Origin of the sequence: Promicromonospora sp. NPDC059942, from assembly GCF_042731755.1 — a bacterium.
Classification (GTDB): Bacteria; Actinomycetota; Actinomycetes; order Actinomycetales; family Cellulomonadaceae; genus Promicromonospora.
This window is the reverse complement of record NZ_JBHWLR010000021.1, coordinates 25,700-52,112: the sequence shown is the minus strand read 5'-3', so window position 1 is coordinate 52,112 and position 26,413 is coordinate 25,700. Positions and strand designations below refer to the sequence as shown.

General features: G+C 72.4%; 24 protein-coding genes. 5 read left to right on the top strand and 19 right to left on the bottom strand.

The genetic code is table 11. The annotated features are described in order from the left end of the window. Positions 1-45: 45 nt before the first annotated feature. The 9 genes from der to ACFV9Q_RS24945 form a co-directional block, all read right to left on the bottom strand. Positions 46-1,590, bottom strand: coding sequence for a ribosome biogenesis GTPase Der (der, locus tag ACFV9Q_RS24985; protein WP_377236649.1), 1,545 nt, complete (start codon positions 1,588-1,590; stop codon positions 46-48). Between the two features lie 97 nt (positions 1,591-1,687). Beyond that, the gene (cmk, locus tag ACFV9Q_RS24980; RefSeq protein ID WP_377236648.1) at positions 1,688-2,425 is read right to left on the bottom strand and encodes a (d)CMP kinase; all 738 of its coding nucleotides are present in this window, start codon (positions 2,423-2,425) and stop codon (positions 1,688-1,690) included. A gap of 73 nt (positions 2,426-2,498) precedes the next feature. Continuing rightward, positions 2,499-3,389 (bottom strand): pseudouridine synthase, encoded by an 891-nt coding sequence (locus ACFV9Q_RS24975; protein WP_377236647.1) that lies wholly within the window; start codon positions 3,387-3,389, stop codon positions 2,499-2,501. Between the two features lie 76 nt (positions 3,390-3,465). Then, positions 3,466-4,131 carry an SMC-Scp complex subunit ScpB gene (locus ACFV9Q_RS24970; RefSeq protein ID WP_377236646.1) on the bottom strand — a complete coding sequence of 222 codons (666 nt, stop codon included), beginning with the start codon at positions 4,129-4,131 and terminating at the stop codon, positions 3,466-3,468. After that, a complete protein-coding gene (locus tag ACFV9Q_RS24965; protein ID WP_377236645.1) occupies positions 4,128-5,174 on the bottom strand; it encodes a segregation and condensation protein A in 1,047 nt (348 codons plus the stop codon). Before ACFV9Q_RS24965 ends, ACFV9Q_RS24970 begins: the two co-directional genes overlap by 4 nt. Further along, on the bottom strand, positions 5,174-6,070 hold the full coding sequence (locus ACFV9Q_RS24960) for a ParA family protein (protein WP_377229078.1): 897 nt from the start codon (positions 6,068-6,070) through the stop codon (positions 5,174-5,176). Before ACFV9Q_RS24960 ends, ACFV9Q_RS24965 begins: the two co-directional genes overlap by 1 nt. A 111-nt stretch (positions 6,071-6,181) precedes the next feature. After that, the gene (xerD, locus tag ACFV9Q_RS24955) at positions 6,182-7,075 is read right to left on the bottom strand and encodes a site-specific tyrosine recombinase XerD (RefSeq protein WP_377229079.1); all 894 of its coding nucleotides are present in this window, start codon (positions 7,073-7,075) and stop codon (positions 6,182-6,184) included. A 158-nt stretch (positions 7,076-7,233) separates the two neighbouring features. Continuing rightward, on the bottom strand, positions 7,234-8,085 hold the full coding sequence (locus ACFV9Q_RS24950) for an HpcH/HpaI aldolase/citrate lyase family protein (protein ID WP_377229080.1): 852 nt from the start codon (positions 8,083-8,085) through the stop codon (positions 7,234-7,236). A gap of 198 nt (positions 8,086-8,283) precedes the next feature. Then, positions 8,284-9,261, bottom strand: a complete 978-nt coding sequence (locus tag ACFV9Q_RS24945) for a heme o synthase (RefSeq protein ID WP_377229075.1) — start codon at positions 9,259-9,261, stop codon at positions 8,284-8,286. A gap of 333 nt (positions 9,262-9,594) precedes the next feature. Between ACFV9Q_RS24945 and tkt the strand changes: the two genes are divergently transcribed. Genes tkt through pgl form a run of 5 tightly spaced genes read left to right on the top strand, consistent with a single transcriptional unit; the run spans position 9,595 to position 16,144 of the window. After that, on the top strand, positions 9,595-11,700 hold the full coding sequence (gene tkt / locus ACFV9Q_RS24940; RefSeq protein ID WP_377229076.1) for a transketolase: 2,106 nt from the start codon (positions 9,595-9,597) through the stop codon (positions 11,698-11,700). 40 nt (positions 11,701-11,740) lie between these two features. Then, the gene (tal, locus tag ACFV9Q_RS24935; RefSeq protein ID WP_377236644.1) at positions 11,741-12,883 is read left to right on the top strand and encodes a transaldolase; all 1,143 of its coding nucleotides are present in this window, start codon (positions 11,741-11,743) and stop codon (positions 12,881-12,883) included. After that, positions 12,880-14,442, top strand: coding sequence for a glucose-6-phosphate dehydrogenase (gene zwf, locus ACFV9Q_RS24930; protein ID WP_377236643.1), 1,563 nt, complete (start codon positions 12,880-12,882; stop codon positions 14,440-14,442). The genes tal and zwf overlap by 4 nt, the downstream gene beginning before the upstream one ends. Beyond that, positions 14,439-15,368: a glucose-6-phosphate dehydrogenase assembly protein OpcA gene (opcA, locus tag ACFV9Q_RS24925; protein WP_377236642.1), complete on the top strand. Its 930-nt coding sequence runs from the start codon at positions 14,439-14,441 to the stop codon at positions 15,366-15,368. The genes zwf and opcA overlap by 4 nt, the downstream gene beginning before the upstream one ends. Continuing rightward, positions 15,368-16,144, top strand: coding sequence for a 6-phosphogluconolactonase (gene pgl, locus ACFV9Q_RS24920; protein ID WP_377236641.1), 777 nt, complete (start codon positions 15,368-15,370; stop codon positions 16,142-16,144). Before opcA ends, pgl begins: the two co-directional genes overlap by 1 nt. A gap of 84 nt (positions 16,145-16,228) precedes the next feature. Here pgl and ACFV9Q_RS24915 read toward each other — a convergent pair whose 3' ends face one another. The 10 genes from ACFV9Q_RS24915 to ACFV9Q_RS24870 all read right to left on the bottom strand — a co-directional run bounded on the left by ACFV9Q_RS24915 (position 16,229) and on the right by ACFV9Q_RS24870 (position 26,409). Further along, on the bottom strand, positions 16,229-16,591 hold the full coding sequence (locus ACFV9Q_RS24915) for an RNA polymerase-binding protein RbpA (RefSeq protein ID WP_377236640.1): 363 nt from the start codon (positions 16,589-16,591) through the stop codon (positions 16,229-16,231). 54 nt (positions 16,592-16,645) lie between these two features. After that, a complete protein-coding gene (secG, locus tag ACFV9Q_RS24910) occupies positions 16,646-16,888 on the bottom strand; it encodes a preprotein translocase subunit SecG (protein ID WP_020014806.1) in 243 nt (80 codons plus the stop codon). Positions 16,889-17,235: 347 nt separating this feature from the next. Further along, positions 17,236-18,006: a triose-phosphate isomerase gene (tpiA, locus tag ACFV9Q_RS24905; protein ID WP_377236667.1), complete on the bottom strand. Its 771-nt coding sequence runs from the start codon at positions 18,004-18,006 to the stop codon at positions 17,236-17,238. An 84-nt stretch (positions 18,007-18,090) separates the two neighbouring features. Then, the gene (locus ACFV9Q_RS24900) at positions 18,091-19,290 is read right to left on the bottom strand and encodes a phosphoglycerate kinase (RefSeq protein WP_377236639.1); all 1,200 of its coding nucleotides are present in this window, start codon (positions 19,288-19,290) and stop codon (positions 18,091-18,093) included. Positions 19,291-19,416: 126 nt separating this feature from the next. After that, positions 19,417-20,421 carry a type I glyceraldehyde-3-phosphate dehydrogenase gene (gene gap / locus ACFV9Q_RS24895; protein WP_377236638.1) on the bottom strand — a complete coding sequence of 335 codons (1,005 nt, stop codon included), beginning with the start codon at positions 20,419-20,421 and terminating at the stop codon, positions 19,417-19,419. A gap of 272 nt (positions 20,422-20,693) precedes the next feature. Next, the gene (whiA, locus tag ACFV9Q_RS24890) at positions 20,694-21,674 is read right to left on the bottom strand and encodes a DNA-binding protein WhiA (protein WP_377228504.1); all 981 of its coding nucleotides are present in this window, start codon (positions 21,672-21,674) and stop codon (positions 20,694-20,696) included. 112 nt (positions 21,675-21,786) lie between these two features. Continuing rightward, positions 21,787-22,644 carry a DUF1684 domain-containing protein gene (locus ACFV9Q_RS24885; protein ID WP_377236637.1) on the bottom strand — a complete coding sequence of 286 codons (858 nt, stop codon included), beginning with the start codon at positions 22,642-22,644 and terminating at the stop codon, positions 21,787-21,789. Between the two features lie 189 nt (positions 22,645-22,833). Further along, a complete protein-coding gene (locus ACFV9Q_RS24880; RefSeq protein WP_377236636.1) occupies positions 22,834-23,985 on the bottom strand; it encodes an LLM class flavin-dependent oxidoreductase in 1,152 nt (383 codons plus the stop codon). Then, positions 23,985-25,106, bottom strand: coding sequence for an LLM class flavin-dependent oxidoreductase (locus ACFV9Q_RS24875; RefSeq protein WP_377236635.1), 1,122 nt, complete (start codon positions 25,104-25,106; stop codon positions 23,985-23,987). Before ACFV9Q_RS24875 ends, ACFV9Q_RS24880 begins: the two co-directional genes overlap by 1 nt. 49 nt (positions 25,107-25,155) lie before the next feature. Further along, positions 25,156-26,409 (bottom strand): LLM class flavin-dependent oxidoreductase, encoded by a 1,254-nt coding sequence (locus ACFV9Q_RS24870; protein WP_377236634.1) that lies wholly within the window; start codon positions 26,407-26,409, stop codon positions 25,156-25,158. Positions 26,410-26,413 lie beyond the last annotated feature (4 nt).

The following is a 26,413-nucleotide window of genomic DNA, read 5'->3' as shown; positions in this document are numbered from 1 at the left end:
AGCCCCCTCGGCCACCCCCCCCGAGCCGCATGCCGGGATGACGCCTCAGCGCCGGCGCTTCTCCCGCACCCGCACCGAGATCTCGATGGGCGTGCCCTCGAAGCCGAACGTCTCGCGCAGGCGGCGCTCGATGAACCGGCGGTAACCGGCCTCGATGAACCCCGTGGCGAAGATGACGAACCGCGGCGGCCGCGTCGAGGCCTGCGTCGCGAACAGGATGCGCGACTGCTTGCCGCCACGCAGCGGGTGCGGGTGCGCGGCCACGAGCTCACCGAGGAACGAGTTGAGCTTGCCCGTGGGGATGCGGCGGTCCCAGGACGCGAGCGACCGCTCGATCGCCGGCACCAGGCGCTCGCTGTGCCAGCCCGTGCGGGCCGACAGGTTGACGCGCGGCGCCCACTGGATCTGCACCAGCTCCTTCTCGATCTCGCGCTCGAGGTAGGGGCGGCGGTCCTCGTCCATGAGGTCCCACTTGTTGTACGCGATCACCAGGGCGCGACCGGAGTCCACGACCTGCTGGATCACGCGGATGTCCTGCTCGGTCAGCGGGGCGGACGCGTCCACCAGGACCACGCCGATCTCGGCCTTCTCGATGGCGGCCGCGGTGCGCAGCGACGCGTAGAAGTCGGCACCCTTGGTCTGGTGCACGCGGCGGCGGATGCCGGCGGTGTCCACGAACCAGTACGGGATGCCGCGCAGTTCGATCAGCTCGTCGACGGGGTCACGCGTGGTGCCCGCCACCTCGTCGACGACGACGCGCTCCGAGCCGGCGATCTTGTTCAGCAGCGACGACTTGCCGACGTTCGGCCGGCCGACGAGCGCCACGCGGCGCGGGCCCGAGGGCCGCAGCGTGCCGTGCGCGGACTTGGTGGGCAGGGCCTTGACGGCGGCGTCGAGCAGGTCGCCCGTGCCGCGGCCGTGCAGGGCCGAGACCGGGTACGGCTCCCCCAGGCCAAGGGCCCAGAGGTAGGTGGCGTCCGCCTCGCCCGAGGCGCCGTCCACCTTGTTGGCGCACAGCACGACCGGCTTGCCGGAGCGGCGCAGCAGCTCCACGACCCGCTCGTCCGTCGCGGTGGCGCCCACGGCGGCGTCGACCACGAAGACCACGGCGTCGGCCAGGGAGATCGCGACCTCGGCCTGCTCCGCCACCTTGGACTCGATGCCGGCGACGTCGACCTCCCAGCCGCCCGTGTCCACGAGCATGAACCGGCGGCCGGCCCACTCGGCCGGGTAGGAGACGCGGTCGCGCGTCACGCCCGGCTTGTCCTCCACGACCGCCTCGCGGCGGCCGAGGATGCGGTTGACCAGGGTCGACTTGCCGACGTTCGGCCGCCCGATGATCGCGAGCACCGGCAGGATCTGCTCGGCCTCGGACTCCTCGTCGGACCACTCGGAGTCCAGGAGCGCCTGGTCCTCCTCGTCGAGCTCGAACTCCTCGAGGCCGACGCGCAGGGCGCGCTCGCGCGCGACGTCGTCCTCGGTCTCGGTGAGGTCGAGGTCGGGAGCGTCCGAGGCGGCAGCGTCCGGGGCAGCATCGTCTCGGGCCGCCGCGTCCAGGGCAGCCTCAGATGCAGAGGAGTCGTGGGTCATGCCCCCATTGTCGCAGGCCCGACCCGCTCAGGCCGACTCCCGCGCATATGACCTGCGTCGCTCCGGCCCGGGCCTGGGCCCGGGCCGTGGCGAGAACTCAAGCGGAGGGCGCGACCTCGCGTCCCGTCACCTGCGTGACGACGGCCAGCACGGCGTCGACCGTCTGCTCGAAGTCGAGGTCGCTGGAGTCGACGGTCACCACGCCGTCCGCGGCGACGAGGAACTGCGTCACCTTGGCGTCGTCCTGGTCCCGGCGCAGCACCTGGTCCTTCGTCGCCTCGACGGCGCCGGCGTCGGCGGCGCCGTGCAGCTCCAGGGACCGGCGGCGCAGCCGGGCCTCCTCCGAGGCGATGAGCAGCACGCGGACGTCGGCGTCGGGCGCCACGACCGTCGTAATGTCGCGGCCCTCGGCCACGATCCCGCGGCCGCCCGACTGCACGGCCCGGGCCGCCTCGGACTCCTGGTCGATGATCGCGCGCTGGAGCCGCTTGAGCTCGGCGCGCACGTCGAGGTTGGACGCGACCTTCGACACGTTGGTCGTGACCTCGGTGGAGCGGATCGTCACGGCGACGTCCCGGCCGTTCAGCTCGACGCCGGGGGCGGCCGGGTCCAGCCCCATGACCAGCGGCATCGCCCGGACCGCGGTGGTGACGGCCCCGGCGTCCGCCAGGTCCGCCGTCTCCATGCTCCACACCGTGGCCGCCCGGTACATGGCCCCCGTGTCGAGGTAGGCCAGGCCGAGCCGCGCGGCGACCGCCTTCGACACGCTCGACTTGCCGGAGCCCGACGGCCCGTCGATGGCGATCACTACAGGGCTGGTCACAGGTTCGCTCATTTCCGTTGAGTGCTGGGTATCTGCGCTTCAGAGTGCTCGTCAGCCGCAAATAGCCAGCACTCAGCGGGAGAGGTTACAGGTCTACCGCACCCATGAGGGTGCCCAGCTCCGTGCGGCCCAGGACGCGGGTGCGGCCGGCCTTCAGGTCGCCGAGCGGGATCGGGCCGATCCGGGTGCGCACCAGCCGCGTGACGGGGTGCCCGACGGCGTCGAACATGCGGCGCACGATCCGGTTGCGGCCCTCGTGCAGCACGACCTCCAGCATCGCGAAGCCGTCGATCTGCTGGAGCACGTGCACGGCGTCCATCTTGGCGACGCCGTCCTCCAGCTCCACACCCTTCAGGAGCTCGCGGCCGACGCGCGGGTACACCTCGCCCTCGACCGTCACGAGGTACGTCTTGGCGATCTGGTACTTCGGGTGCGAGAGGCGGTTGGCGAGCTCGCCGTCGTTCGTCAGGAGCAGCAGGCCCTCGCTGTCCGCGTCGAGCCGGCCCACGTGGAACAGGCGCTCCTCGCGGTTCCTGATGAGGTCCGCGACCGTCGGGCGGCCCTTGGGGTCGTCCATCGTGGACACCACGCCGAGCGGCTTGTTCAGCGCGATCGTCACCTTGGCCTGGTCGAGCTGGATGCGCAGCCCGTCCACGTGGATGACGGCGGTGGTGGGGTCGACCCGCACGCCCAGCTCGGTGACGAGCTGGCCGTCCACCTCGACGTGCCCGTTCGCGATCAGCTCCTCGGACGCGCGGCGCGAGCCCAGCCCGGCCTGCGCGAGCACCTTCTGCAGGCGCACACCGTCCTCGACGTGCACGTCCCGGGCCGGCTCCGTGGGCTTCGCGGGCCGACGGCGCGGCCGGTTCGCCTGCGCGCGGCTCTTCGCGGAGCTGCCCCCACGGAAGTTCTGGCCCTGTCGTCCGCCCTGCTTGCCGGACTCGCGGCGGCTCCCGCCGCGGCGTTCGTTGCTCATGATTCGTCTCTCGGTACGTCGGAAGTTCTCGGAAAAGGGGCGCGCGCGAAACCCGTCGTGCAGGCCCCGGGCAGGACTAGGAGTCCAGCCCGTCGAGGCCGTCGATCGTGTCGAGATCCGGCAGGTGCGGCGCCAGCGGGGGCAGCTCGTCGAGCGACGAGTAGTCCATCCGCTCCAAGAAGTATCCCGTGGTTCCGAACAGAACCGCACCCGAGCTCGGGTCCTGACCGATCTCGGCGATCAGCCCGCGGGTCAGCAGGGTCCGCACGACGCCGTCCACGCTCACGCCACGCACCGCGCTCATCTGGCCGCGCGACACCGGTTGACGGTACGCGATCACGGCGAGCGTCTCCAGCGCAGCCTGGCTCAGCTTGGCCGACTGGCCGTCCAGCACGAAGCGCCCCACGGGGTCCGCGTGCGCCGTGGAGGAGTAGATGCGCCACCCGTCCACGGTGCGCCGCAGCTCGAAACCGCGCGGCCGGGACCCGAGGTGGCCGGCGTACTCGTCGGCCAGCTCGTGCAGGATGTCGTCGGTCTCGTCCTGCGTCAGGTTCAGCGCCGCCGCGATGCGGTCCGCACCGATCGGCGCGTCGGCCACCATGAGCACGGCCTCGACGGCCGCGTGCGCCCCGCCCGGGAGCGTGTGCACGTCGACGACGAGCTGCTCCTCCGGGGCGGGCGCCGCGGGGGCCTCGGTGTTGGCGGGGGCGTCCGCCGGCGGGGCCTGTTCCTCGACCGTCATGCTGTCGCCTCCGTTCCGGGCTGCGGGATGTCTGCCTGTTCGGTTCCCTGCTCGATTACCGGCTCGGGCGCCTGCTCCACCGCCGGGGCGGTCAGGTCCTCCTCGTCGAACTCGCTGGGGCCGGCCGCCGGGTCGAGGTACTTCCCGCCGTCGTCGGGCCCGGCCGTCCACCGCACCGTCAGCTCGCCCAGCGGGCTGACCTGCTCGAAGCCGACCAGCGCGTCGCGGAACAGCTCCAGCAGCGCGAGGAACCGGGCGACCGTCACGAGGCGCTCCGTACCGGCCGTGAGCGACCGGAACGTGACCGCGTGCTCCGAGCGCAGGCGCCGGACGATGACGCCCGCCTCCTCGCGCACGCTCACCGCCGAGCCGTGCAGATGCGCCAGCCCGACCACGGGCGGCGGCTTGGGCGCGAGCACCTTCGCGGCCAGCTCCGCGAGCCGCTCCCCCGTCGTGTCCCAGACCAGCTCCGGCAGGATCGCGGCCAGGTGCGGCTCGAGCGGCGCCAGGCGGGGCACGCGGCGTCCGGACGACGCCATCTGCTCCGCGAGGACCTTCGAGACCTCCTTGTACGCGCGGTACTGCAGCAGCCGCGCGAACAGCAGGTCGCGGGCCTCCAGCAGCTCGAGGTCCTCCGCGTCCTCGTCCACGACGCCGGGCAGCAGGCGCGCGGCCTTGAGGTCCAGCAGGGTCGCGGCGATGACCAGGAACTCGCTGGCCACACCTAGGTCCCACGACTCGTGCACCTCGCCGCGCTCGGCGGCCTCCCGGGACGCCCGCTCCGCCTCGCGGATGTGCCCGACGAACTCGTCGGTCACCACCGCGAGCGCCACCTCGGTGACGTCCATCTTGTGCTTCGCGATGAGCGACAGGAGCAGGTCGAACGGGCCCTCGAAGTTGTGCAGCCGCACCTGGAACATGCGCGACGACGACCGCTCGGCGGGCTGCTCCTCGGGCACCTGAGGCGCCTGCTCCGCCGTCGACGCCGGGTCGGCCGGCAGCGCCTCGGGCGCCTCGACCGACAGCACCTCCGCCTCAGGCATCAGGCAGCGTCGCCACGGGCCACGAGCTCCCGGGCGAGCTGACGGTACGCGGCGGCACCGGGGTGCCCCGGGGCGTACGCGGTGATGGGCTCTGCGGCGACCGTGGCGTCGGGGAACTTGACCGTGCGCCCGATGATCGAGTGCAGCAGCGTGTCGCCGAAGGCCTCGTGCACCCGGGCCACGACCTCACGGGAGTGGAGGGTGCGCGAGTCGTACATGGTGGGGAGGATACCGTCGATCTCCAGGGCGGGGTTGAGCCGGTCCCGCACCTTCTCGATGGTCTCCACCAGCAGCGCGACGCCGCGCAGCGCGAAGAACTCGCACTCCAGCGGGATGAGCACGCCGTGCGCCGCCGTGAGGGCGTTGACGGTGAGCAGGCCGAGGCTCGGCTGGCAGTCGATGAGGATCACGTCGTAGTCGTCGACCACCGGGCGCAGCGCGCGGGCCAGCACCGACTCCCGGGCGACCTCGCCCACGAGCTGCACCTCCGCGGCCGACAGGTCGATGTTCGCCGGCAGCACGTCGAGGTTCTCGATGCCCGACGGGATCAGCACGTCCTGGACGTCCACGCCCCGCTCCATGAGCAGGTTGTAGATCGTCAGGTCGAGCTCGTGCGGGTTGACGCCGATGCCGACCGACGCGGCGCCCTGCGGGTCGAAGTCGACCAGCAGCACCTTGCGGCCGTACTCGGCCAGGCACGCGCCGAGGTTGATCGTGGTCGTGGTCTTGCCGACCCCGCCCTTCTGGTTGCACATCGCGATGATGCGCGCCGGGCCGTGACTGGCCAGAGGTGCCGGCTCGGGCAGGTCGGGCATGACCCGCCCCACCACGTCGCGCACGATCTCCGAGTCCGTGGGTGCGCCGACGACCGCCTTGCCGAGAAGAATGTCGGTCATCGTGCTCGCTCCCTCCTGGCTGGGTGCCTCGCTCACGCCCGCCACGCTATACCAGAGTGTGGGCACCACCCGGCTCGGAGCCCCGGCGTGGCGTGGTTCGGTGCCGGGCGGTCAGCGGGCACGCGGGTGGGCGGCGGCGTAGACCTCGCGCAGGGCGTCGGGCGTGACCATCGTGTAGATCTGCGTGGTGGTGACCGACGCGTGCCCGAGCAGCTCCTGGACCACGCGCACGTCGGCCCCGCCGGACAGCAGGTGGGTCGCGAACGAGTGCCGCAGGGTGTGCGGCGAGACGTGCTCCGTGAGCCCGGCCCGGCCGGCCGCGGACTGGAGCGCGGCCCACGCCGTCTGCCGGGACATGCGCGCGCCGCGCGTGTTGAGGAACAGGGCGGGGGTGCCGCGCCCCGCGGCGGCCAGCTCCGGACGGGCCCGCACGAGGTAGGCCTCCAGGGCGTCGCGCGCGAACGACCCCACGGGCACCACCCGCTCCTTGGAGCCCTTGCCGAGCAGCCGGACGGCGGCGGAGTCCCCCACGCCGTCGACGTCCAGCCCGACGATCTCGGAGATCCGCGCCCCGGTCGCATAGAGCAGCTCCAGCAGGGCCCGGTCGCGCAGGGGCAGCGGTCCGTCGCCCGCGCCGGCGGCGTCGAGCAGCCCGGCGACGTCGTCCACGGACAGTGCGTGCGGCAGGCGCCGCAGCTGGGTGGGCGCCCGCACGTCGGCGGACGGGTCCTCGACGGCCAGGCCCTCGGCCTGCGCGAACTTGTGCCAGCCGCGCACGGCGGCCAGGGCGCGGGCCGTGGACGACGGCGACAGCGGCCGGCCGCCGTCGGACCCCTGGCGCACGGCCTCGACGAAGCTCGTGACGTCGGACTCGGCGACCCCCGCCAGGTCCCGGCCCGCCGCGTCGAGGAACGCCGCGTACCGCACCAGGTCGCGCCGGTAGGCCGCGACGGTGTTGGCCGAGAGGCCGCGCTCCACGCTCAGGTGCGCGAGGTAGTCGCGCAGCGCGCGGTCGAGCCGGCCTTCGACCGAGACGGCAGGGGCGGACGGGACGGCGGGCTGGTGCTCGTGGGACGGACGGGCCAGTGCGGTGGACACCGGCCCATCATGCCGAGCGTGGCCCGCCGTGCGGGCGGGCCACGCCGTCGGCGGGTGACGTCAGGTCACGCCGGGTTGATGCCGAACAGCTCGGCGCGCGAGCGGATCACCTGGGCGCGGGCCAGGCGGGGCTTGTCGCTGCCGTCGCGGATCACGGAGCCGGCGGCCTCGAACTCGGCGAAGAAGTCGACGGCCCAGGCCACGTCGGACGACGTCGGCGCGAAGGACTCGTTGATGACGCTCGACTGCTCGAAGTCCAGGCAGAGCTTGCCGGTCATGCCGAGGTTGACGGCGTCGGTCGACTGCTCGCGCAGCAGCGCGTGCGACGAGCCGACCGTGGGGCCGTCCACGGGGCCGGGCAGGCCGCCGATGCGGCTGGCGACCACGAGGCGCGTGCGCGGGTAGGCCATGGCCATGGGCTCGTTGGCGGCGCCGGTGTCGCGGCGGTAGTCACCCGAGCCGAACGCGAGCCGGAACGCGCCGCGCGCCTTCGCGATGTGCACGGCCTCCTCGATGCCGAGGGCCGACTCCACGAGCGGGATGACGGGCACGTCGCCGCCGAGCCGCTGGGCGGTGTCGATGACGTCGTCCGCGCTCTCGGTCTTGGCCAGCATGACGCCGTTGAGGCCCTCGAGGCCGCGCAGGTAGGCCACGTCGTCCGCCCAGGACGGCGCCGTGCGGTCGTTGATCCGGACCCAGGCGCTGCCGCCGCTCTTGATCCAGCGGATGACGTTCTCGCGCGCCTCGTCCTTCAGGGAGTCGTCGATCGCGTCCTCGCAGTCGAGGATCACCTGGTCCGCCCGGGAGAGCTGCGCCTTGTCGAAGAGCTCGGTCCGCATCGCGGAGAGCAGGAGCCAGGCACGCGCGTAGTCGGGGGCGACACGCGACTTCTCGCGGGCCGCCCGGCGCGGCGCCAGGTCGCTCTCGGGGACGACGGCGGACGCCGTCGGCAGGCCCGAGGAGTAGCCCGCGGACTGCGCGGCCGGCTGTTCGGCAGGGTCGGTGGTTCGGTCGGCTGGGGTCTCGGTCACGCGCTCAGCCTAGGCGGCCACGAGGGTGCAGGCCGAATCATGACCACCGCTATGCAGAGGTCTGGTGCGGCGCCCGGCGGACGATCAGAAGGGCAGGAAGACGTCCACCGCGACTGCCACGAAGAGCAGCGACAGGTAGGTGATGGAGCCGTGGAACACCTTCATGGCGCCCAGCTTGCCGCTGGCCTTGCCCTGCGCCCGGCGCAGCATCGCGATCGTGGACCAGAGGAACCAGCCGCCCAGGACGGCGGCCACCACGGTGTACACCCACGACATGCCCGCGAGCGGGGTCAGCGCCAGCGAGCAGGCGATCATCGCGATCGTGTAGCCCACCATCTCGGCCGCGACGCGCTTGTCGTCGCTGACCACGGGGAGCATCGGGACGTTCGCGTTCGCGTAGTCCTTCTTGAACTTGATCGACAGCGGCCAGTAGTGCGGCGGCGTCCAGAAGAAGATGATGCCGAACAGCGCCAGCGCGGCCCAGCTCAGCCCGCCGGTGACCGAGGCCCAGCCGATGAACACCGGCATGCAGCCGGCGATGCCGCCCCACACGATGTTCTGCGGGGTGCGGCGCTTGAGGATCATCGTGTAGCCCACGACGTAGATCGCGATCGCGCCCAGCGTGAGCCACATCGCGGCCCAGTTGATGACGAGCGCGAACCACGCGAGCGACAGCAGGCCGAGGATCGAGGCGAACACCAGGCCGGCGCGCGGCGTGATCTCGCCGGTGGCCAGCGGACGCTTCTTGGTCCGGTTCATGACCTGGTCGATGTCGCGGTCCCACCACATGTTGAACGCGTTCGCGCTGCCCGCGGCGCCGGCGCCGCCGATCAGCGTGGCGACGATCAGCCAGAAGCTGGGCAGGCCGTCGGCCGCCAGGATCATGGTGGGCACGGTCGTCACGAGCAGCAGCTCGATGACGCGCGGCTTGGTCAGGGCGACGTACGCGCCGGCGCGGCGCATGAACCATCCCCCGGGACGCTGCTCGACGCCGGCCGCGGCCTCGGGGGCGGACGTCTGGGGACGCGCGGTCTGGCCGTTCGTCGGGTGGCTCGTTCTCACGCGCGTCGCAGTTCCGTTCGGGAGGGTCCTGGAGTCGATAACGCACCTGGTGGGCGCTGTTGCCGGTCGGGTGCGTGCCCATGGTACGTCGCAGGCTGACCCCGCCGCGCACCGCGCTCCCGGACGGGCGTGTGAGATTTGTCCACCGCATCCTGGGACGAACAGTCCGTGGACAGCCCTGCGCAACGGATTACGCGCGCGTATAGGGTTGTTGACGCCATCGATTGAAGGGCGGCCGGCATCCCGCCGCCGCCGCACGCACGCTGCGCGGCTCTCCAGCGCGTCCGCTCTCCGGACAAGGACGAGGGTCGACGGCGGAGAGAAAGAGGACTCGTGAACGCTTTCGACCCCGTGCTGAAGCCCCTGGAGTGGTCGGAGCTCGACGAGCGAGCGGTCAAGGCCATCAAGGCGCTGGCCGCGGACGCCGTCGAGAAGGTGGGCAACGGACACCCCGGCACCGCGATCTCGCTCGCGCCGGCCGCGTACCTCCTCTTCCAGAAGGCCATGCGCCACGACCCGTCCGACCCCGACTGGCAGGGTCGCGACCGGTTCGTGCTGAGCGCCGGCCACTCGTCGCTGACGATCTACCTGCAGCTCTTCCTCGCCGGCTACGGCCTGGAGATGGACGACCTCGCCGCGCTGCGCACCTGGGGCTCCAAGACCCCGGGCCACCCGGAGTTCGGCCACACCGCGGGCGTCGAGATCACGACGGGCCCGCTGGGCCAGGGCCTCGCCTCCGCCGTCGGCATGGCCTTCGCGTCGCGCCGCGAGCGGGGCCTGCTCGACCCGGCCGCCGCCCCCGGCGAGTCGCCGTTCGACCACCACGTGTACGTCATCGCGTCCGACGGCGACCTGCAGGAGGGCGTGACCTCCGAGGCCTCGTCCCTCGCGGGCCACCAGCAGCTCGGCAACCTCATCCTGATCTGGGACGACAACAAGATCTCGATCGAGGACGACACCAACATCGCGTTCACCGAGGACGTGCTGAAGCGCTACGAGGCCTACGGCTGGCACACCCAGCGCGTGGACTGGACCTCGGGCGGCGAGGGCTACGCGGAGGACACCGACGCGCTGGCCGCCGCCATCGACGCCGCCAAGGCCGAGACCGGCAAGCCGTCGATCATCGCGCTGCGCACCATCATCGGCTGGCCGTCGCCCACCAAGCAGAACACGGGCGGCATCCACGGCTCGGCCATGGGCGCCGACGAGGTCAAGGGCCTCAAGTCCGCGCTCGGCCTGGACCCCGAGGCCACGTTCACGATCGACGACGAGGTGCTGGCCTACACGCGCTCCGTCGGCGAGCGCCAGGCCACCGAGCGCCAGGCCTGGGAGACGGCCTTCGCCGCCTGGTCCGAGGCGAACCCGCAGCAGGCCGCGCTCCTGGAGCGCCTGCGCTCGAACGAGCTGCCCGAGGGCTGGACGGACTCCCTGCCGGAGTTCGAGGCGAGCGAGAAGGGCGTCGCGACCCGTGCGGCGTCGGGCAAGGTCCTGACCTCGCTCAAGGACGTGCTGCCCGAGCTGTGGGGCGGCTCCGCCGACCTCGCCGGCTCGAACAACACGACCATGGACGGCGTGCCGTCGTTCGTGCCGACCGAGCACGCGACCAAGAAGTTCCCGGGCGACCCCTACGGCCGCACCCTGCACTTCGGCATCCGCGAGCACGCCATGGGCTCGATCCTCAACGGCATCGTGCTGCACGGCCTGACGCGCCCCTACGGCGGCACGTTCCTGCAGTTCGCCGACTACATGCGTGCCTCGGTGCGCCTGGCCGCGCTGATGAGCATCCCGACCACCTTCGTGTGGACGCACGACTCGATCGGCCTCGGCGAGGACGGTCCGACCCACCAGCCGGTGGAGCACCTCGCGGCGCTGCGGGCCATCCCGAACCTCGACGTCGTCCGCCCGGCCGACGCGAACGAGACCGCCTGGGCCTGGCGCGGCATCCTGGAGAACACGAAGAACCCGGCCGGCCTCGTGCTGACCCGGCAGAACGTGCCCACCTACCCGCGCGGCACCGACGGCTTCGCCGGCGCCGAGGGCACCCTCAAGGGCGGCTACGTGCTCCTGGACACCGAGGGCACGCCCGACGTCGTCCTCGTGGGCACCGGCTCCGAGGTGCAGCTCGCCGTCGAGGCGCGCGAGATCCTCGCCGCCGACGGCGTCAAGGCCCGCGTGGTCTCCATGCCCTCGCGCGAGTGGTTCGACAAGCAGGACGAGGCGTACCGCGAGTCGGTCATCCCGTCCGGTGTGAAGGCCCGCGTCTCGGTCGAGGCGGGCGTGGCGCAGGGCTGGCGCGAGGTGGTCGGCGACGCCGGCCGCATCGTCTCGCTCGAGCACTACGGCGCTTCGGCCGACTACAAGACGCTCTACGCCGAGTACGGCATCACCTCCGAGGCGGTCGCCCAGGCCGCCAAGGAGTCGATCGAGGCGGCGTCCTGAACCGCGCCGGCACACCTGGACACGAGAGAGGAAGGGCACGATGACTGACAGCACCAGCGACAGCAGCGAGAACGTCAGCCCCACCGAGCGGCTGTCCGAGGCGGGTGTCGCCATCTGGCTCGACGACCTGTCTCGTGAGCGCCTGCGCACCGGCAACCTCGCCGGGCTCATGACCAGCAGGAACGTCGTGGGCGTGACCACCAACCCGACGATCTTCGCGGCGGCGCTCGCGCACGGCGACGCCTACGCGGAGACGCTGGCCGAGCTGGCCGGGTCGGACGTGGAGGAGGCCGTGGAGCGCATCACCACGGACGACGTGCGGGACGCGGCGGACCTGCTGCGCCCCGTCTACGACGCCACCGCCGCCGTGGACGGCCGCGTGTCCATCGAGGTGGACCCGCGGCTGGCCCGCGACACGGCGGCGACGGAGACCACGGCCGTCCGGCTGTGGGAGACCGTCGCGCGGCCGAACGTGATGATCAAGATCCCCGCCACGGTCGAGGGCCTGCCGGCCATCACGTCGACCCTGGCCAAGGGCATCAGCGTCAACGTGACGCTGATCTTCTCGATCGAGCGGTACCGGGCGGTCATGGACGCGTTCCTGGCCGGCCTGGAGCAGGCGAAGGCCGCCGGCCACGACCTGTCCGTGATCGGGTCGGTCGCGTCGTTCTTCGTGTCCCGCGTGGACTCCGAGATCGACAAGCGGCTGAACGCCGTCGGCACGGACGAGGCGCTCGCGCTGCGCGGCCAGGCCGCCATCGCGAACGCCCGCCTGGCCTTCGCCGCCTACGAGGAGGTCTTCTCCGGTGAGCGCTGGGCCGCCCTCGCGGCGGACGGCGCGCAGCCGCAGCGGCCGCTGTGGGCGTCGACCGGCGTCAAGGACCCGGCCTACCGCGACACGATGTACGTCGACGAGCTGGTCGTCGCGGGCGTCGTCAACACGATGCCGGAGAAGACGCTCGACGCCTTCGCCGACCACGGCATCGTGCTGGCGGACACCGTGACCGGCTCGGCCGAGCAGGCGGCCGCGACCATCGCGGCCGTCGAGGCGCAGGGCATCTCGATGGACGAGGTGACCGCACAGCTGGAGGACGAGGGCGTGACGAAGTTCGAGGTCAGCTGGGACGAGCTCCTGACGACCACCAAGGCCGGCCTCGACGAGGCCGGGGCCGGCGAGCGGTGAGGCCGGCCAAGATCGCGCAGGGGGTCAACCCCCTGCGCGACCCCCTCGATCTGCGACTGCCCCGCATCGCGGGGCCCAGCGGGCTCGTGATCTTCGGCGTGACGGGTGACCTGTCGCGCAAGAAGCTCATGCCCGCCGTCTACGACCTCGCCAACCGCGGCCTCCTGCCGCCGGGCTTCGCCCTGACGGGCTTCGCCCGGCGCGACTGGGAGGACCAGGACTTCGCGCAGGTGGTGCACGACGCCGTCAAGGAGCACGCCCGGACTCCCTTCCGGGAGGCCACGTGGCGCCAGCTCGCCGAGGGCATCCGGTTCGTCCAGGGTTCCTTCGACGACGACGACGCGTTCGAGCGGCTGCGCGAGACCGTCGAGACGCTCGACAAGGAGCGCGGCACGGGCGGCAACCACGCGTTCTACCTGTCGGTGCCGCCGTCGGCGTTCCCCGTGGTCTGCGAGCAGCTCTCCAAGCACGGGCTGTCGCACCCGGACAAGGACGCGGACGGCGACGGCGTGCACGCCTGGCGGCGCGTCGTCATCGAGAAGCCGTTCGGGCACGACCTGGCCAGCGCCAAGGAGCTCGACGCGGTGGTCTCGAAGGTCTTCGACCCGGAGTCGGTGTTCCGCATCGACCACTACCTGGGCAAGGAGACCGTCCAGAACCTGCTGGCGCTGCGCTTCGCGAACACGATGTTCGAGCCCCTGTGGAACTCGAACTACGTGGACCACGTGCAGATCACGATGGCCGAGGACATCGGCATCGGCGGCCGTGCGGGCTACTACGACGGGATCGGCGCCGCGCGCGACGTCATCCAGAACCACCTGATCCAGCTCCTGGCGCTGGTGGCCATGGAGGAGCCCCGCAACTTCGACGCCGCCGAGCTGCGCGCCGAGAAGATCAAGGTGCTCTCGTCCGTGCGCCTGCCGCGTGACCTCGGCAAGCACACCGCCCGCGGGCAGTACGAGGCCGGCTGGCAGGGTGGCGAGGAGGTGCCGGGCTTCCTGGAGGAGGACGGCATCGCGAAGGACTCCAGCACGGAGACCTTCGCCGCGATCCGGGTGGACGTCGACAACCGCCGCTGGGCGGGCGTCCCGTTCTACCTGCGGCACGGCAAGCGCCTGGGCCGCCGCGTCACCGAGGTGGCCGTGGTCTTCAAGAAGGCCCCGCACCTCCCGTTCGAGACGTCGCTGACGTCCGAGCTCGGCAACAACGCCCTGGTCATCCGCGTGCAGCCCGACGAGGGCGTCACCATGCGGTTCGGCGCCAAGGTGCCGGGCACGGCCATGCAGGTGCGCGACGTGACGATGGACTTCGGGTACGGGCACTCGTTCACCGAGTCCTCCCCCGAGGCCTACGAGCGGCTCATCCTCGACGTGCTGCTCGGCGACCCGCCGCTGTTCCCGACGCGTGAGGAGGTCGAGCTCTCCTGGAAGATCCTCGACCCGATCACGTCCTACTGGGCACGCAAGGGCCAGCCGGAGCCGTACGCGTCCGGCACCTGGGGTCCGCCGTCGGCCGACGCCATGATGGAGCGCGACGGCAGGACCTGGAGGCGACCGTGATCATCGACATGCCGGACACGACGACCAACGACGTCAACAAGCGCCTGGTGCGCCTGCGCGACGAGGGCGGTGCGGTGGCCCTGGGCCGCGTGCTGACCCTCGTGGTGCTGGCCGACGAGCGCGACGTCGAGGAGTCGGTCGAGGCCGCCAACGACGCGAGCCGTGAGCACCCGTGCCGGGTCATCGTCGTCGCCCCGGCGACGCGCGGTGCGGACGCCCGGCTCGACGCGCAGATCCGCGTGGGCGGTGACGCCGGCGCCTCCGAGGTGGTGGTGCTGCGCGCCTTCGGCCCGCTCCTGGAGCGGACCGACACGCTGGTGATGCCGCTCCTGCTGCCCGACGCGCCGATCGTGGCCTGGTGGCCGCGTGAGGCGCCCGCGGTGCCGTCGCAGGACCCGGTGGGCGCCATGGCGACCCGCCGGATCATCGACAGCACCACGGCCAAGCACCCGCAGGACATGCTCGGCAACCTCGCCGGGACGTACGCCCCCGGGGACACCGACCTCGCATGGGCGCGCGTCACCCTGTGGCGGGCGCTCATCGCGGCCGCCGTGGAGCAGCCGCCGTTCGAGCCCGTGCTGTCCGTGACGGTCGAGGGGCAGAAGCGGCACACGTCGCTCGACCTGCTCGCGGCCTGGCTCGGCGCCCGGCTGAACTGCCCGGCCGAGGTGGTGCGCACCGCCAGCGACGACGCGATCACCCGCGTGGTCCTGGAGCGCAAGAGCGGCCCCATCGTGCTCGACCGCCCGGACGGCCGCACCGTCACGATCACCCAGCCGGGCAAGCCCGCACGCCGGATCGCCCTGCCGATCCGCGCGCTCAACGAGGCCCTGATCGAGGAGCTGCGCCGGCTCGACCCGGACGAGGTCTTCGAGGAGGTCCTCACGCGGGGTCTGGGGCACGTCACCAACCGGACGGCGGCCTGATGGCCGAGTCGTCCGGGGTGCGGCTCGTCGTCGTGCACCCCGACAAGGAGGTGCTCGCGCAGGCGACCGCCGCGCGCCTGCTGACGCGCGTCCTGGACGTGCAGTCGGTCCGGTCCCCCGTGCACGTGGTGCTCACGGGCGGCACGGTCGGCATCGCGTCGCTCGCGGCCGTGGCCGCGAGCCCGCTCGTGCCGGCGATCGACTGGTCGAACGTGCACCTGTGGTGGGGCGACGAGCGGTTCCTGCCGGACGGCGACCCCGACCGCAACGAGACGCAGGCCCGGGAGGCCCTGCTCGACGCCCTGGTCGCCGAGCACGGGCTCCCCGAGGCCAACGTCCACCCGATGCCGGGGCCGACGTCGGTCGCCACGCCCGAGGAGGGCGCGGCGGCCTACGCGGCGCTGCTGGCCGAGCACGCGCAGGGCGAGGCGGGCGGCGTCCCGGCGTTCGACGTCCTGCTGCTCGGCATGGGCCCGGACGGACACGTCGCGTCCCTGTTCCCCGGCCACGAGGGACTGGACGCGCAGGGCACCACCACGGGCGTGCACGGCTCGCCCAAGCCTCCGCCGGAGCGGGTCTCGCTGACGTTCGACGCGATCCGGTCCGCCCGCGAGGTGTGGGTCGTGGCGGCGGGCGCCGAGAAGGCGGACCGCGTTGCGGCCGCCCTGGCCGGCGACCCGGTCACGGAGGTGCCCGCCGCGGGCGCCGTCGGGCAGGCACGGACGCTGTGGCTGCTGGACCTGGAGTCCGCGGGCGCGACGACGGCGACGGCGTAGCACGAGGCGCACAGAAAGAGGTGGCCACCCGGCGCGAACCGGGTGGCCACCTCTTTCTGCACGACTACTTCGCCGCGAAAACTCTTAGCCTGCTACGCGGCCACCACGGCGGACCCGCAGTGCCTCCAGCGCCTCCTCCAGGAGGGCCGCGCCGTCCTCGTCGGACCTGCGTTCCTTCACATAGGCGAGGTGCGTCTTGTACGGCTCGTTCCGTACCGGGGACGGCGGGTTCACCGGGTCCATCCCCGCGGGGAAGCCGCACCGCGGGCAGTCCCACTGCGTGGGCGCCTCGACGTCCTCGCCCACCGAGAAGCTCGGTGCCGTCTCGTGCCCGTTGGCACACCAGTAAGAAACTCGGATACGCGGGGCGGTGTCGCCCCGCTCCGTCTCCCCGAGGGGGCCGGCGCCTACCCGGCTCCCCCGAATCGCATGACCGCCTGATGCCACGTCTGTCGTCCCCTCTGTGTGTGGCCGTCAGCTGCTAGGCGCTTGGCGACCGGGTCAGCTGACCTTCTGGATGAGTCCGAGCAGGACGATCACCACGGCCCACACGAGGGCGAAGGCGATTGTGATGCGATTGAGGTTCCGCTCGGCCACGCCGGACGAACCGGCGCCCATCGAGATACCGCCACCGAACATGTCGGACAGACCGCCACCCTTGCCCTTGTGGAGCAGGATGAGCATGGTGAGAAAGCCACTGGTCAGGACCAGCAGGACTTCCAGGATGATGCGGAGCGCGTCCACGGTTCACGTCCTCGGTTGTAGATGTGCCAGGGCGTTCCCCGGCGGCGGATTCGGTCAAGAATAAGCGAGACGTACCTCACATTGCGAACCCCCTGATCAGACCTTTGAAAGGCCCCGAAAGGGAGTCGCACCTGGAACGTCACGCCCGTGTGAGGGTACCTCAGGCAGGTTGCGGAAAACGTGCGTCCTGCCCTACGTGTCAGACCCACAGGTCACTCTCGTGACCTGTGGGTCTGACACGTCAGGAAAGGGGTTCGCTACGCGGTGCCTTCGGTCGCCCGAGACCGCCGCTCCGCTCCGGGCGAGTGCCTCGTACCTCGGCCCTCACCCTGCGCTGCGCTCTGGTCTCAGGCGACGACGTGGGACTGGTAGCGGGCGATCTTCGCGAACTCCTCCGGGTCCAGGCTCGCGCCGCCCACCAGGGCGCCGTCGACGTCGGGCTGCGCCATGATCTGCGCGACGTTGCCCGACTTCACGGAGCCGCCGTACAGCACGCGGACGCCGTCGGCGACACCCGGGTCGCACAGCTCGCCGAGCACCCGGCGGATCGCGCCGCAGACCTCCTGCGCGTCGTCCGGGGTGGCGACCTCGCCGGTGCCGATGGCCCAGACGGGCTCGTAGGCGATGACGATGCTCGCGACCTGCTCGGCCGGCACGTCGGCCAGGGCGGCCTCGACCTGCGCGAGGGTGTACGAGACCTGGTTGCCCGCCTTGCGGACCTCCAGGCCCTCGCCGACGCACAGGATCGGGGTCAGGCCGTGCGCGAACGCGGCGCGCACCTTGGCGTTGACGACGTCGTCGGTCTCCGCGTGGTACTCGCGGCGCTCCGAGTGGCCGATCACCACGTAGGTGCAGCCCAGCTTCTTCAGCATCGTGCCGGAGATCTCACCCGTGTAGGCGCCGGACTCGTGCTTGGACAGGTCCTGGGCGCCGTAGACGATCTCCAGCTTGTCGGCGTCCACCAGCGTCTGCACCGAGCGCAGGTCGGTGAACGGCGGGAGGACCGCCACCTCCACCGCCGCGTAGTCGTGCTTGGCGTCCTTCAGGGTCCAGGAAAGCTTCTGGACCGTGCTGATCGCCTGCTGGTGATCCAGGTTCATCTTCCAGTTGCCCGCCATCAGCGGCGTGCGGGTGGTAGCCACGTGCTTCTTCTTTCTGTTCAGAGGGAGGTCAGGTCGGCCGACGAGCGTCGTCGGCGAGCGTCAGTCGGCGAGAACCGTGAGGCCGGGGAGCTCCTTGCCCTCCAGCAGCTCCAGGCTCGCGCCGCCACCGGTCGAGATGTGGCTGAACCCGGCCTCGTCGAAGCCCAGCACGCGCACCGCGGCAGCGGAGTCGCCGCCGCCCACGATGGAGAACCCGCCGGCGGCCGTCGCGTCGACGATGCCCTGCGCCACGGCCTTGGTGCCGTCCGCGAACGCCTCGAACTCGAACACACCCATGGGGCCGTTCCACGCGATGGTCTTCGCGTCCGCCAGCTTGCCGGCGAACAGCTTGCCCGACTCGGGGCCGATGTCCAGGCCCATGGTGCCGTCCGGGATCGCGTCGGCCGCGACGACCTGGTGCGGCGCGTCCGCGGCGAACGAGTCCGCCGCGACGATGTCGGTCGGCAGCACGATCTCGACGCCGTTGGCCTCGGCCGTGGCCAGGTAGCCCTTGACGGTCTCGATCTGGTCGGCCTCCAGCAGGCTGTTGCCCACCGACTGGCCCTTGGCCGCGAGGAACGTGAAGACCATGCCGCCGCCGATGAGCAGGCGGTCCGCCTTGGTCAGCAGGTTCGCGATGACGCCCAGCTTGTCCGACACCTTCGAGCCGCCGAGCACCACGGCGTACGGGCGCTCCGGGTCGCCGGTCGCCTTCGACAGCGACTGGACCTCGTTCAGCACCAGGTCGCCGGCCGCGGCGGGCAGCACCTGCGCGATGTCGTACACGGAGGCCTGCTTGCGGTGCACGACGCCGAAGCCGTCCGAGACGAACGCGTCCGCGAGCTGCGCGAGCTCACCGGCGAGCTCGGCGCGCTCCGCGTCGACCTTCGAGGTCTCGCGCGCGTCGAACCGCACGTTCTCCAGGAGGGCGACCTGGCCGTCGGCCAGGGCCTCGACCGTGGCCTTCGCCGACGGGCCCACGAGGTCCTCGGCGAGGGCGACGTCCTGGCCGAGCAGCTCGCCCAGGCGGGCGGCGACAGGCGCCAGGGAGTACTGCGGGTCGGGCGTGCCCTTGGGGCGGCCCAGGTGCGCCAGGACGACGACGCGCGCACCGGCGTCGGTCAGCCGCGTCAGCGTCGGGAGGGCGGCACGGATGCGGCCGTCGTCCGTGATCTTGGTGCCGTCCAGCGGCACGTTGAAGTCGGAGCGGACCAGGACGCGCTTGCCGCGCAGGTCGCCGAGGGAGTCGATGGTCTTCATGAGCACTCCAGGTCGGGGACCGGCCGCCAGGAGGCCGGTCAGGGTTTCCGTCACATGACGACGTCCGCGTGCGCCGGCTGGCCGATGCGCACGCGGACGTCGGAGTTCACGCTGGTGAGAAAGCGGTCAGAGCTTCTCGCCGACGAACACGGTGAGCGAGACGAGGCTGTTCGAGTAGCCCCACTCGTTGTCGTACCAGGAGACGACCTTGACCTGGTTGCCGATCACCTTGGTGAGCTTCGAGTCGTAGATGCTCTGGTGCGGGTTGGTCACGATGTCCGACGAAACGATCTCGTCGTCCACGTACTCCAGGATGCCCTTCAGGGGGCCCTCGGCGGCGGCCTTGACCGCGGCGTTGACCTCCTCGACGGTGACGTCGCGGGGCGCCTCGAACGTGAGGTCCGTGGCCGAGCCGGTGATGACCGGCACGCGCAGGGCGTAGCCGTCCAGCTTGCCCTTGAGCTCCGGCAGCACCAGGGCGACGGCCTTGGCGGCACCCGTGGTGGTCGGCACGATGTTCTGCGCGGCGGCGCGGGCGCGACGCAGGTCGCTGTGCGGGCCGTCCTGCAGGTTCTGGTCACCCGTGTAGGCGTGGATCGTGGTCATGAGGCCACGCTCGATGCCGATCGAGTCGTTCAGGGCCTTCGCCAGCGGGGCGAGGCAGTTCGTGGTGCACGACGCGTTCGAGATGATGTGGTGCGCCGCGGCGTCGTACTGCTCGTGGTTGACGCCCATGACGAACGTCGCGTCCTCGTTCTTGGCCGGGGCCGAGATGATGACCTTCTTCGCGCCGGCGTCGATGTGCGCCTTCGCCTTGGTGGCGTCCGTGAAGAAGCCCGTGGACTCGATGACGATGTCCGCACCCAGCTCGCCCCAGGGGAGGTCGGCCGGGTTGCGCTCGGCGAGCGCACGGATCTTCTTGCCGTCCACGATGATGTTGTCGTCGTCGAAGTCGACCGACTTGCCGAAGCGGCCCAGCGTCGTGTCGTACTTGAGCAGGTGCGCGAGCGTCTTGTTGTCGGTGAGGTCGTTCACGCCCACGACCTCGATGTCCGCACCCGACTCCACGAGAGCCCGGTAGAAGTTCCTGCCGATACGGCCGAAGCCGTTGATGCCGACGCGGATGGTCACAATGCCCTCCTCAGGGGCGCCGGCCGTCCCGGCGCACACGTTTCCTTGGATCTGACGCCACTGCCGTCGATGCCCGACAGTCAGTGCGTTGCCAGGGTGTTTCCGGGCGCCGCGACCCCGCGACGACCCGAAGGGGAAACGCGATGGTCACGGCGTCGTCACCTGACGATTTCGAGCCTATACCCGAACCGTGCCGAACCGTGACCCGAGCCGGACAGCCTGGAACTCCCGGTTCTGTCCTTTCCCACAAATACAGATCCCACGGAAACAGATCAGAGATCGAGCAGGTCCGCCGACAGCCCCGCCTCGGTGTCCGGGATGCCGAGCTCCAGGGCGCGCTTGTCCGCCGTCGACAGCAGCCGGCGGATCCGGCCCGCGACCGCGTCCTTGGACAGCTGCGGCTCCGCGAGCCGGCCCAGCTCCTCCAGCGACGCCTGCTTGTGCGCCAGGCGCAGCTCACCGGCCTGCCGCAGGTGCTCCGGCAGCTCGTCCCCCAGGATCTCGAACGCCCGCTGCACGCGCGCCCCTGCGGCCACGGCCGCCCGGGCGGACCGGCGCAGGTTCGCGTCGTCGAAGTTGGCCAGCCGGTTCGCCGTGCCGCGCACCTCGCGGCGCTCGCGCCGCTCCTCCCAGACCTTGAGCGTCTCGGGCGCGCCGATCCGCTCCAGCATGCGGCCGATGGAGTCGCCGTCGCGGATCACGACGCGGTCGATGCCGCGCACCTCGCGGGACTTGGCCGCCACGCCCAGGCGGCGGGCCGCGCCGACGAGCGCGAGCGCGGCCTCCGGCCCGGGGCTGGTCACCTCGAGCGCCATGGACCGGCCGGGCTCGGTCAGGGACCCGTGCGCCAGGAACGCGCCGCGCCAGACGGCCTCGGCCTCGGGGACGCCGGCGGACACGACCTCGGGCGCCAGGCCGCGCACGGGGCGGCCGCGGGCGTCGAGCAGGCCGGTCTGGCGGGCGAGCGACTCACCCTCGCGCACCACGCGCACCACGAACCGCGAGCTCTTCCGCAGGCCGCCGGCCTGCACCACGATGAGCTCGCTCGTGTGCCCGTAGAGGTCGTGGATGGCGTGCCGCAGCCGGGTCGCCGCCGCCTCGGTGTCCAGCTCCGCCTCGATCACGACCCGCCCGGAGATGATGTGGAGCCCGCCCGAGAACCGCAGCGTCGCGGAGACCTCTGCCTTACGGCACGACGTCTTCGCCACCCGCACCCGCGCGAGCTCCTCCTTGACCTGTCCCGTGAGCGCCATGGCGTCATCCTGCCATGGTCATGTGCACGGTAACCCGGTGGAATCGCGGAAACTCGGGCGAATTGTCCCGGCGTGTCGCCTCATCGGTCGATCCGCTTGCAGTGAATCGCCCTCATCGCGGCGCCTTCTCCCCGGCGGTGACGGCGAACGGCAGGTGGTTGCCCGCCAGCGGCGCGGCGCCCGTGCCGAAGTCCGTGAAGGCGTGCGGCAGGTTCACCGCCCGGTTCAGGTCCAGGCGCAGCGTGCCCGACGGCGCGGCGTCGGTCGTCGTGATCTGGAGCGCCCGCCACGGCGCGACGCCGTCGGCCTCGTCGCTGAACACGACGACGGGCGACGTCAGGGTGCCGGTCAGCGCGAGCGTGGCCGACCGGCCGCCGTGCACGACGTCGACCTCGCCGAGCACCTCGACGTGGTGCACCAGCCCGGGCCGGGCCGCGCCGACCGTGACGGGCTCGGGCTCGTCGTACCAGCGCACGGGCACCTCCAGCACCCAGGCGGGGTCGTGGTCGAACGCGGGGACGCCGGCGAAGGCGGTGCGCGTGGCGGCCTGCGGGTCGCGCAGCCGCACGCCGTACCGGCCGGTGCGCACGATCACCTCGACGGCGACCTTGGCCGCGTCGTCCGGCCCGGCGGCCCGACCCTCGGGCAGGAAGGTACCCACGACCCGGCCGCGCCCCTCGCCGACGCCGATCGCCGTGGGGCCGTCGGGCTCGATGTCCTCGCCCACCAGCACCGCGGTCTCCCCCGGGACGGGCTGGGTGCGCAGCACGCCGTCGGCGACCCACCACTCGCCGGGCACCCCGGGCAGGCGCGACGGCGTCGCCGTCGGCCACAGCAGCGCCGTCGGGCTCAGCCAGCCGTACGGCTCGCGCAGCTCACGCTCCCGGTCCGCACGCCAGGCGGCGTGCTCACGAACGGCCTCCTCGGCGACGTTCGTACCGGACGTGGCGGCCTGCAGAGCCTCGGTCATGTCATGTCCTCCCGGTCGGGGTGCCGGCGTCCGCCGGCGAGGGCCCCCACCGCACAAGACGAGCTGGGGGCCGCACTGGTTGTCCCGCACCGCGGGTGAAGTCGCGGCGCGCGATAACCGACCGACCGGATAGACATTCGATCGGTCGGAGATCGCCGCGCACGAAATTACGTCGCTCCTCCAGGAGTGTCAACGAAGCACACCGCGCCCGCCACCGGCCGGTGCGGTCGCGGTGGCCGGCGCGTCCGACGCCATGAAGCCGGCCGCGCGCCGGTCGTCGTGCGGGCCCCACAGGTCGGTGGTCACCTCCGCCCGGACCACCGGCACCACCTCGGCCGCGAACCGGCGCAGCACGTCCTCCTGCCGGGCCGGCTCCAGCAGGTGGTTCACGGACACCGACTGCAGCACGTGCCCGAACGAGCCGTGGTAGTCGAGGATCTTCTCGGCCACCCGCTCGGGCGAGCCCACCAGCGCCGGCCCGCGCTCGACGGCGTCCTCCAGCGTGCGGAAGCTGGTCACCTTGCCGACCGCGCCCGGCGCGTGCCGGCGCGCGTCCTGCTGGCGCACCTGACCCTCGTAGATCGGCCGGTACTGCTCCACGGCCTCCTCGGTGGTGTCGGCCAGGAACAGCCCGCCCGAGCCGGCGCCCACGAACCCGTAGGCGGGGTCGTGCTCCGCGGCCGCGTACCGCTCGCGGTACCGGTCGATGAGCACCGCGTAGTTCTCGCGGGGCTGGAGGGCGTTGGCGGTGACGATCGGGTCGCCGTGCTCGGCCGCCAGGTCGACGGCGAACTGCGACGTCGCCGAGCCGTGCCAGATGCGGAACGGCCCCGCGAACGGCCGCGGCAGGGTGGTCGCGTGCTCCAGCCGGTGGCGGTGCCGGCCCTCCCACGTGACGTCCTCGGTGGAGAGCAGCAGCCGCAGCAGCTCGTAGTTCTCCCGCAGGTACTCGTACTGCTTGGTGATGTCCAGGCCGAGCAGCGGGTACTGGAGGTCCTCGTTGCCCTTGCCGATGACGATCTCCAGCCGGCCGCGGCTGAGCTGGTCGACGGTCGCGAGGTCCTCGGCGAGCCGGATCGGGTCGTGCAGGGACAGCACCGTGACGCCCGTGGACAGCAGGATGCGGGAGGTGCGGGCGGCGATGGCGCCGAGCAGCACCGTCGGGGCCGAGGACAGCACCGGGCCCGCGTGCCGCTCCCCCACGGCGAAGGAGTCGAACCCGAGCTCCTCGGCCAGCACGGCGGTGTCCACGATCCGGTTCAGCCGGTCGGCGGGCGGCACCTCCCGGCCCGTCACGGGGTGCGGCGGGTTGAACGCGATGTCCAGGACCTGGAAGCGCATCAGGCCGCCGCGCTCTCCGCGGCGGCCGCCGCCGCGTCGCGCTGGGCCACGCCCTCCCGGACCAGCGGGATGACGTACCGGCCGAAGTCGATCGCGTCGTCCAGCAGGTCGTAGCCGCGGGCGGAGATGACCCGCACCCCCAGGTCGTAGTACGCCAGCAGCGCCTCGGCGACCTGCTCCGGCGTGCCGACCAGGGCGTTGGAGTTCCCGGCGCCGCCGGTCGCCTTCGCGGTGGCGGTCCAGAGCGCGGTGTCGAACCGCTCGCCCTGGGCGGCGATCTCCAGCAGGCGCTGGGACCCCGCGTTCTCCGGCTTGTCGATGGGGTGGCGCCGGCTCAGCACGCCGCCCTGGGCGGCCTTGCGCGCCTCGATCCGGTCCAGGATGCGGTGCGCCTTCGCCCAGGCCAGCTCCTCGGTGGGCGCGATGATCGGCCGGAACGCCGCGTGGATGCGCGGCGGCGTGGCCCGGCCGGCCGCGGCCGCCTCGGCGTGCACGCGGGCGATCTGCTCGGCGGTGCGGTCCAGCGGCTCGCCCCAGACGGCGTAGATGTCCGCCTCGGCGGCCCCCACCGGGTAGGCGGCCTCGGACGAGCCGCCGAACGAGATGGTGGGCACGTGGCCCTCGACCGGCCTGGTGTCCAGCACGAAGTCGTCGAGGTCGTAGAACTCGCCGTGGTGGTCGAACGGCTCGGCGCTGGTCCAGGCCCGCTTCACGATCTGGATGTACTCGCGGGTGCGGGCGTACCGCTGGTCCTTGGTGAGGGTGTCGCCCTCCCGGCCCTGCTCGTGGTCGTTGCCGCCCGAGATGAAGTGCACGGACAGGCGCCCGCCCGAGAGCTGGTCCAGGGTCGCGAACGTCTTGGCCGCGTACGTCGGGTAGGAGACGTTCGGCCGGTGCGCCACCAGCAGCTCGATGTCCGGCACGTGCGCCGCGACGTGCGCGGCGAGCGCCGACGGTTCCGGGCCGGAGGAGCCGTAGGCGAACAGGATGCGGGTCCAGCCGTTGTCCGCGTGGGCGCGGGCGATGCGGACCAGGTACTCGGGGTCGAAGGGCCGGGTGGTGCGTGCGGTGGTCTCGGAGGCGTCGCTGGTCGCGGCGATGCCGAGGAACTCGACGGGCATGGGGGTTCTCCTTCGTTCGGTGCCGGGACGGTTCGGTGGGGGTACCGCGTCAGACGCCGCTGGCCACGCGCCCGGTGTCCGGGGCGGCGGTCCGGTCGGCGCCGCCCCAGGCGTGGGCCAGCAGCTCGAACGAGCGGCGCGTCTCGGCGGGGTCGTGGGTGGCGGTGGTCACGAGCAGCTCGTCGGCGCCAGTGACCCGCACGAGCGTCTCCAGCCGTTCGACGACGGTCTCCGGGTCGCCCACGATCCGCGTGTCGACCCGGTCGGCCACGAGAGCGCGCTCGGCGTCGGGCCGGTCGGTCCAGGCGGTGGCGGCGGACGGCGACGGGTAGGCGATGGCGCCGCGCTCGCCGCGCCGGATGGACAGCACCCAGTCGGCGAACGGCTCGGCGAGCACGCGGGCGCGTTCCAGGGTCTGCGCCACGAGCACGTCGGCCGACACGATGACGTACGGCTCCTCCAGCACGCCGGGCCGGAACGCCTCCCGGTAGGCGGCGACGGTGTCCAGCACGGTGGCGGGGCTGACGTGGAAGTTGGCCGCGAGCGGCAGGCCGAGCTCGCCCGCCACGCGGGCGCTCTCGCCCCCGCTGGACGCGAGGAGCCAGAGGTCGAACTGGGCGCCCTCGACGGGCGGGCTCGTGTAGGCGCCGCCGGTCCGGTCCCGGTAGGTGCCGCGCTGGACGTCGAGCACGAGCTCGACCTCCTCCCGGAAGTCGGCGGGCTTGCGCTGCACGCCGATCACCTCCTGCTGGGCGAGGATCCGCTCGCGCAGCGCGGGGTCGTTGAACCCGTTCGGCGGCGCGGGCGGCACGTAGAGCCCGTCCACCAGCCGGGGCACGGCAGGCGCCGGCGGGCGGGGCGGCGGCACGACGGCGGCGGCACCGCCCGGCGCGCCGTCCGCCCGCGTTCCCTCGCCACCCGGGCGGGCCGACGGCGGGACCGTGAACGACCGGCCCAGCCCCAGGTCGACCCGCCCGGGGTGCAGGGCGGCGATGGTGCCGAACTGCTCGGCGGCGATCAGGGGCGACGTCGTGGACAGCAGCACCGCCCCGGAGCCGACGCGGATGCGCGAGGTGCGGGCCGCGACGGCGGCCGCGAGGACCGCCGGCGACGCGGAGGCGACGCCGGGCGCGAGGTGGTGCTCGGCGTACCAGACGCGGTGGTAGCCCAGGGCGTCGAGGTCGGTCGCGAGCGCCACGGCCCGCTGGATCGCCTCGACGCCGGTGGAGCCGTCGGCGACCAGGGCGAGGTCCAGCACGGACAGGGGCACCCGGGTGGCGCGGTCGGTGGTCGGTTCGGTCATGCGG